Source organism: Mycobacterium paraffinicum (assembly GCF_001907675.1).
Taxonomy (GTDB): domain Bacteria; phylum Actinomycetota; class Actinomycetes; order Mycobacteriales; family Mycobacteriaceae; genus Mycobacterium; species Mycobacterium paraffinicum_A.
Genome location: NZ_MPNT01000011.1, coordinates 181046 through 187532 on the forward strand (window position 1 = coordinate 181046; position 6487 = coordinate 187532).

A 6487-nucleotide genomic window follows, 5' to 3' on the forward strand; every position below is an offset into this window, starting at 1 on the left:
GCGCCCCAAGATGGGCCTGCTATCGGCGAAACACCTACGGAGAGCATCGGTCATGGCATCAAACAAGAAGCACACCAACAACACTGGGTCGGATCATGATGATTGGTTCGAAGACCTCGTCCTATCCCTGGCCAAAGCCACGGGGTACCTGCTGTGGTGGTCGATTCTGTTCCCCGCCCTCAGCATCCCCATCATCCTCAGCCTGGCAGTCGCCATCAGCCACGGCCCACGCGCGGGCTTGATCACTGCCATCGCGTGCGGTGCTGCCTATGCGGGGTGGGCCTGGCTAGACCCAGGGTCATTTCAAGCCTGGGTGACCGAACCGGTGCGACACCGCTGGCTGAGCTGGTGGCGCTACAGCCGCAGCTGGGAATCGGTGTGCAGCCTGCACGGACTCACCGCCCGCCTGGGTGAACGCGCCCTCGTGCCAGCACTACGGTCGGTACAAATCGGCAAGAGTACCGACGTACTGCAGCTGCGCGTGGTGACCGGCCAATCCCTGGCTGACTGGCACAGACAAGCCGACGCGCTGGCCGCCGCCTGGCGCGCCGATCGGCTGACGATCACCTCGACCGCGCCCGGGGAACTAAAGATCACCGTCATGCGCGGGGATGTCTTGGCGGACCCGATCGCATTGCCCATACCCAACCCGGCCACACGGGTGGATGTGGGGGCGGTGCGGGTTGGGATCACCGAAACCCGCCACTGGTGGCACCTGCCCCTGCTGGGCCACCACATGCTGATTGCTGGAGCCACTGGGGCCGGCAAAAGCAGCGTGTTGTGGTCACTGATCGCCGGCATCGCCCCCGAGGTGAAAAACGGGCTGGTGCGGCTGTGCGTGATCGACCCCAAAGGCGGCATGGAACTGGGCGCCGGGGCACCAATGTTCACGGTATTCACGCACGATGCCACTGACACCACCGTGCGCCTGTTGCGCCAACTGGTTGACGTAATGCACGCGCGGGCGCACCGGCTACGTGGCAAGACTCGCCTGCATACACCCACCCCATCGGAACCTTTATTCGTCGTGGTCATCGATGAGATCGCCGCGCTTACCGCCTACGTCTCCGATCGCAAAATCCGCGCCGAAATCGAACAACTCCTGGGCCTGCTGCTCTCCCAGGGCCGGGCAGTGGGAATCAGTGTGGTGGCCGCGGTGCAAGACCCGGCAAAAGAGACACTGCCCGTGCGCCAACTGTTCACCGTGCGGATCGGGCTGCGACTGACCGAAGCCACCCAAACCGCCATGGTTCTCGGCCAGGGAGCAAGGGATGCCGGTGCGGAGTGCGACCGTATCTCTGATGCAACGCCGGGTGTCGGGTACATGATGATTGATGGCACCGCCCACCCGGTGCGGGTACGGGCATTTCACGTCACTGACCACGACATCACCACTCTGGCAGCACGGTTCCGGGCACCCCGTGCCGCGACCCGCACCAACCAGGCCAATAGCGAGCGCACGAACACCGATCGGGGTCAGCGGTGACTACTGCAACGACGGCCCTCGCGCTGGCGTTGCCCGGGATAGCCGCCACAATCGACGCCAACGCGGTGGTGGAGCAGATGGTGCGCCGCGCGTCCTCAATGGGATTCGAATCCTGGTGGCGGCGCGCGGAATCCGTTGGCTTCTGCGCCCACCCCATTCAACTCACGGGTACAGACGAGTTCGGCCGCGATCGGGTCGTGTGGACACGGTGCAATAACCGCCGCGCCCAGATCTGCCCGTCGTGCTCGGACCTCTACGCTCGCGACACGTGGCAACTGGTGCACGCTGGCACCGCCGGCGGCCACCACGACATCCCCGAAGCAGTGGCGGATCGTCCGCAGGTGTTCGTTACCCTGACCGCGCCCAGCTACGGGCCGGTCCACACCACCTCACGTGCAGGCGACAAGCGCCTCCGGGTGTGCCGCGACCACCACGGGACTGGCCGCTACCGCCGCTGCCCGCATGGAAAACCGCTGTGGTGCAGCACAGCTCACGGAGAAGCTGACATCCATGTGGGACAGCCGATCTGCGCGGACTGCTACGACTACATCGGGCATGTGCTGTTCACATGGCACATGCCAGAACTGTGGCGACGCTTCACCATCACCCTGCGCCGCACACTCCGCCGAGAGCTACGCGCCACGGGCGCCGACCCGGATGCGGTGCGGGTCAGCTTCATCAAAGTCGTCGAATTGCAAGCCCGGCTCATCCCGCATATTCATGCCCTGATCCGCCTCGACCCGCCCGACGGCGATAACTGCGGCGGTCATTACTGGCAAGCGCCCCTCACAGCCACCGAACTGGCCACCATCGTCCAACAGGCCGCTCGAACCGTAGCCGTGACGGTCACCGACCCATCCTCAGATACCGCGACACGGGTGATCAGGTTCGGCACACAAGTCGACACTCAACCCATCGACAACCGGCACGCTGGCACGGAAAGTCCTGCTGTGCAGGACGATTCACCACACGGCCGGATGTTGCCAGGCCGCCGCGTAGCTCGCTACCTCGCGAAATACGTCACCAAATCCTTAGCCGACGTAGGGATTAGCGCGCGACGAATCTCCACCGAGGCCATCGCCAACTTGGATGTGTCCGATCACGTCCGGGCGATCCTGACCACCATCAGCCAACTCGCCGATAGGGGACTGGCCGGTGTCGGCCGGTGGCTGCACACCCTGGGCTACCGCGGGCACATCACCAGCAAATCCCGCCGCTACTCCACCACGATGACCGCGCTGCGGGAACGCCGCGCCACCTGGACACGTGAACAACGTCTGAAAAGCACTGCATACCAACATGATTTAGGTTTCGACCCCACCGATAGCGATGATCTGGTGGTGTGGGAGTTCGACCGTGCCGGCCTCACCAGCCTCGGTGATCGCACCCTCGTGAACTCCGCGGCTCTCCGATGCATAGACGCCCGTCGCATCGGACTGATGGAAGTCCGTGGCAAAGCCCGCAACCAGCGATGGGATTTGCCAGGGGGATGCGATGGCTGACGGATCCCCAACAGCAAATGCCCGGTGCGAGGGTGACGCTCGAATCGCTGCGCCGACGATGTCAGTGGGGGATGTTGAAATTGTCCTGCCCGACCACTATCGACTGTCGCGCGAGGCCAACAGCGCGCTGGTACACGTGATAATGGCGGTGCGGGACCGGATGCTCGGATCAGGAAGGGTAGTGGGGTGAGTCTGAGGTTCGCCTTCTATGGCCGAGTGAGCACGGAGGACGCTCAAGATCCGGAGGCGAGCCGCAGCTGGCAGAAGCGGCGGGCCATGGACTTGATCACTCCGCACGGCGGAGTCCTCGCCGCTGACTACTTCGATGTGGGACAGAGCCGTTCGCTGCCGTGGAAGCGCAGGCCAGAGGCGTCACGTCTCCTTGCTGATGTCGCTTGTCGGGACCGTAGCTTTGATGCTGTAGTGATCGGGGAACCCGCCCGTGCGTTCTACGGGCCGCAGTTCGCGCTCACCTTCCCTGTCCTCACGCACTACGGCGTCGGCCTGTGGGTACCCGAGGTCGGCGGAGCGGTTGATCCCGGCTCCGAGGCACACGACCTGGTGATGACTCTGTTCGGTGGCATGAGCAAGGGAGAGCGCGCTCGAATCCAGATGCGCGTCCGTACCGCGATGTCGGCACTTGCGCAGGACACGGCCAGATATCTCGGTGGTCGACCACCCTACGGTTACCGGCTCGTCGATGCCGGCCCGCACCCAAACCCTGCTAAGGCCAATCTTGGGCAGCGGCTTCACCGCCTCGAACCTGACCCCGCGACATCTTCGGTTGTCGAGCGGATCTACCGCATGTACGCCGACGGAGCGGGCCTGCGCTACATCGCGCAACAGCTCACCGACGATGGCGTGCCGTCACCGAGCCAGTACGACCCGGTGCGGAATCGTCACCGTGACCCGCGAGGGTGGTCCCATTCGGCGATCCGCGCCATACTCGACAACCCGGCGTACCGCGGTATCCGTGTTTGGGGCAAGCAGGAGAAATACGAGGTCCTGGTCAACCCCGACGATGTCGCGGCGGGGTATGAGACTCGCATGCGGTGGCGTGATGAGGCCGACTGGATCGCACCAGATCGCCGCACACATGAAGCGCTGATTCCCGATGAACTGGTGCAGGCTGTTCGCCTTCGGACGCAGGCACGGCGTGGTCCCGGTCTCGTTTGCAGCAGAGAATCGACAGTGCCGTATGCGCTGCGCGGCCTGTTGTTCTGCGCCGCGTGTGGACGGCGGATGCAGGGGGCCGCTCGCGTCGGGAAACGAACGACCCGCATTCTCTACCGTTGTGAGCTGGGCAAGTCGCGCTCTGTACCTGTGGACCTGAGTGATCATCCGCGCACCGTCTATCTCCGTGAAGACGAGGTGACTGCGCGACTTGACGAATGGATCGCCAGCCTGGCCGATCCGGAAGACCTCGCACGCGGGCAGGATGTGGACCCGGCAGCCGGCACTGGCTACGCCGCCCTGCAGCGCCAGCTTCGCGAGGCGAATGCCAAGGTTGCTGCTTTGGTTAGCGCCGTGGAGTCCGGCGTGGCCGTGGAGGACCTAACCGCCGCATTGCGTCGCCGCACCGCCGAGCGCGACGAGCTGAAGGCCCGTCTTGAGCAAGCGGAGCGGCCCCGCGTCATGTCTGCGGCACAGATCAGCGAATTGGTCGAGGAACTGGGTGGGCTGTCAGCCGTGCTCGGTGCGGCGACCGGGGCGGAACGCGCCGAGGTGTACGCGAGCCTGGGGCTCCGCCTTGATTACGATCCGCATCTGCGACAAGTCAAGGCGACGGCCGACTTAAGTCGTGTCGCCGGATGTGTCCGAGGGGGGACTTGAACCCCCACGCCCATTAGTAGGGCACTAGCACCTCAAGCTAGCGCGTCTGCCATTCCGCCACTCGGACAAGACCAACGAGAGTTGGCAGCTAAGGCTAACGGATTGTCGCACGCGCACCCAACCCAGCCGGGTCGCCGGGCATCGAGCCGAGCGGCCTCCGCAATGGTAGGAAAGGTGGTTGTGACCGACCACACCGATCTCCCGACCAACCCGAGTGACGACGTGGTCGAGGTTGTCAGCAGATTGATCCGGTTCGACACCACCAACACCGGCGAACCGGAGACGACGCGGGGCGAGGCCGAGTGCGCGCACTGGGTCGCCGAGCAGCTCGCGCAGGTCGGCTATTCGCCGCAATACGTGGAGTCGGGCGCGCCGGGCCGCGGCAATGTGATCGCCCGACTCGCGGGTGCGGACAGTTCGCGGGGCGCCCTGCTGATCCACGGGCATCTCGACGTGGTGCCCGCCGAGCCGGCCGAGTGGAGCGTGCACCCGTTCTCCGGCGCGGTCAAGGACGGCTTCGTCTGGGGCCGCGGCGCGGTCGACATGAAGGACATGGTCGGCATGATGATCGTGGTGGCCCGGCGGCTGAAGCAGGCCGGGATCGTGCCGCCGCGCGATCTGGTGTTCGCATTCCTGGCCGACGAGGAACACGGTGGCAGCTACGGGGCCCAGTGGCTTGTCGACAATCAGCCCGACCTCTTCGCGGGCGTGACCGAGGCGATCGGCGAGGTGGGTGGCTTCTCGCTGACCGTGCCGCTCCGCGACGGCGGCGAACGCCGGCTCTATCTGATCGAGACCGCCGAGAAGGGCCTGTCGTGGATGCGGCTGACCGCCCGCGGTCCGGCCGGACACGGGTCCATGGTGCATGACCAGAACGCGGTCACCGCCGTCGCCGCGGCGGTCGCCCGGCTGGGCCGGCACCAGTTTCCGATCGTGCTCACCGACACCGTCGCGCAGTTCCTGGCCGCCGCCGAGGAGGAGAGCGGCCTGGCGTTCGACGTCGAGTCGGGCGACCTGGCGGGGGCGGTCGACAAGCTCGGCCCGATGGCCCGCATGCTCAAGGCCGTCCTGCAGGACACCGCCAACCCGACGATGCTCAAGGCCGGCTACAAGGCCAACGTCGTCCCGGCGGTGGCGGAAGCGGTGATCGACTGCCGGATCCTTCCCGGCCGCAAGGCCGCGTTCGAGGCCGAGGTCGACGAACTGCTCGGCCCGGACGTGACGCGCGAGTGGATCAAAGACTTCTCGTCGTATGAGACGAGCTTCGACGGTGACCTGGTGGACGCCATGAACGCCGCCGTGTTGGCCCTGGATCCCGATGCCCGGACGGTGCCCTACATGCTGTCCGGCGGTACAGACGCAAAAGCCTTCGCGCGCTTGGGTATTCGCTGTTTCGGCTTCAGCCCGCTGCGGTTGCCGCCGGACCTCGACTTCACCGCGTTGTTCCATGGTGTCGACGAGCGGGTACCCGTGGATGCGCTGAGGTTCGGCACCGAGGTGCTGACTCACTTCCTGACCCACTGCTGAACGACACCTAACGAAAGGACTCTCAATGACGATGTCAAGCCGCCGACTGAGTGATCGGGGGTGAGTCGGGTTGCCAGGTGCGGTTGTCGCGGATGAGTGCGTAGAGGACGTTGGTGCGGCGTCGGGCCAGGCAGATGGT

General features: G+C 65.3%; 4 protein-coding genes and 1 tRNA gene. 4 read left to right on the forward strand and 1 reads right to left on the reverse strand.

From position 1 onward, the window contains the following. The first annotated feature begins 52 nt into the window (after nucleotides 1-52). The 3 genes from BRW65_RS14465 to BRW65_RS14475 all read left to right on the forward strand — a co-directional run bounded on the left by BRW65_RS14465 (nucleotide 53) and on the right by BRW65_RS14475 (nucleotide 4821). A complete protein-coding gene (locus tag BRW65_RS14465; protein WP_042911654.1) occupies nucleotides 53-1486 on the forward strand; it encodes an FtsK/SpoIIIE domain-containing protein in 1434 nt (477 codons plus the stop codon). Next, nucleotides 1483-2988, forward strand: a complete 1506-nt coding sequence (locus BRW65_RS14470; RefSeq protein ID WP_042911655.1) for a replication initiator — start codon at nucleotides 1483-1485, stop codon at nucleotides 2986-2988. The genes BRW65_RS14465 and BRW65_RS14470 overlap by 4 nt, the downstream gene beginning before the upstream one ends. Nucleotides 2989-3174: 186 nt before the next feature. Next, the gene (locus tag BRW65_RS14475; protein ID WP_073875681.1) at nucleotides 3175-4821 is read left to right on the forward strand and encodes a recombinase family protein; all 1647 of its coding nucleotides are present in this window, start codon (nucleotides 3175-3177) and stop codon (nucleotides 4819-4821) included. Here BRW65_RS14475 and BRW65_RS14480 read toward each other — a convergent pair. After that, nucleotides 4803-4888, reverse strand: a tRNA-Leu gene (locus BRW65_RS14480). The two genes, BRW65_RS14475 and BRW65_RS14480, sit on opposite strands and share 19 nt — an antisense overlap. Nucleotides 4889-4983: 95 nt before the next feature. Between BRW65_RS14480 and BRW65_RS14485 the strand changes: the two genes are divergently transcribed. Then, nucleotides 4984-6348, forward strand: a complete 1365-nt coding sequence (locus BRW65_RS14485; protein WP_073875683.1) for a M20/M25/M40 family metallo-hydrolase — start codon at nucleotides 4984-4986, stop codon at nucleotides 6346-6348. The last annotated feature ends 139 nt before the right edge of the window (nucleotides 6349-6487 follow it).

What these genes read in the sequence shown, in the direction of transcription:
- BRW65_RS14465 (WP_042911654.1), top strand. Translation starts at nt 53, where the DNA reads ATGGCATCAAACAAGAAGCACACCAACAACACTGGGTCGGATCATGAT.
- BRW65_RS14485 (WP_073875683.1), top strand. Translation starts at nt 4,984, where the DNA reads ATGGTAGGAAAGGTGGTTGTGACCGACCACACCGATCTCCCGACCAAC.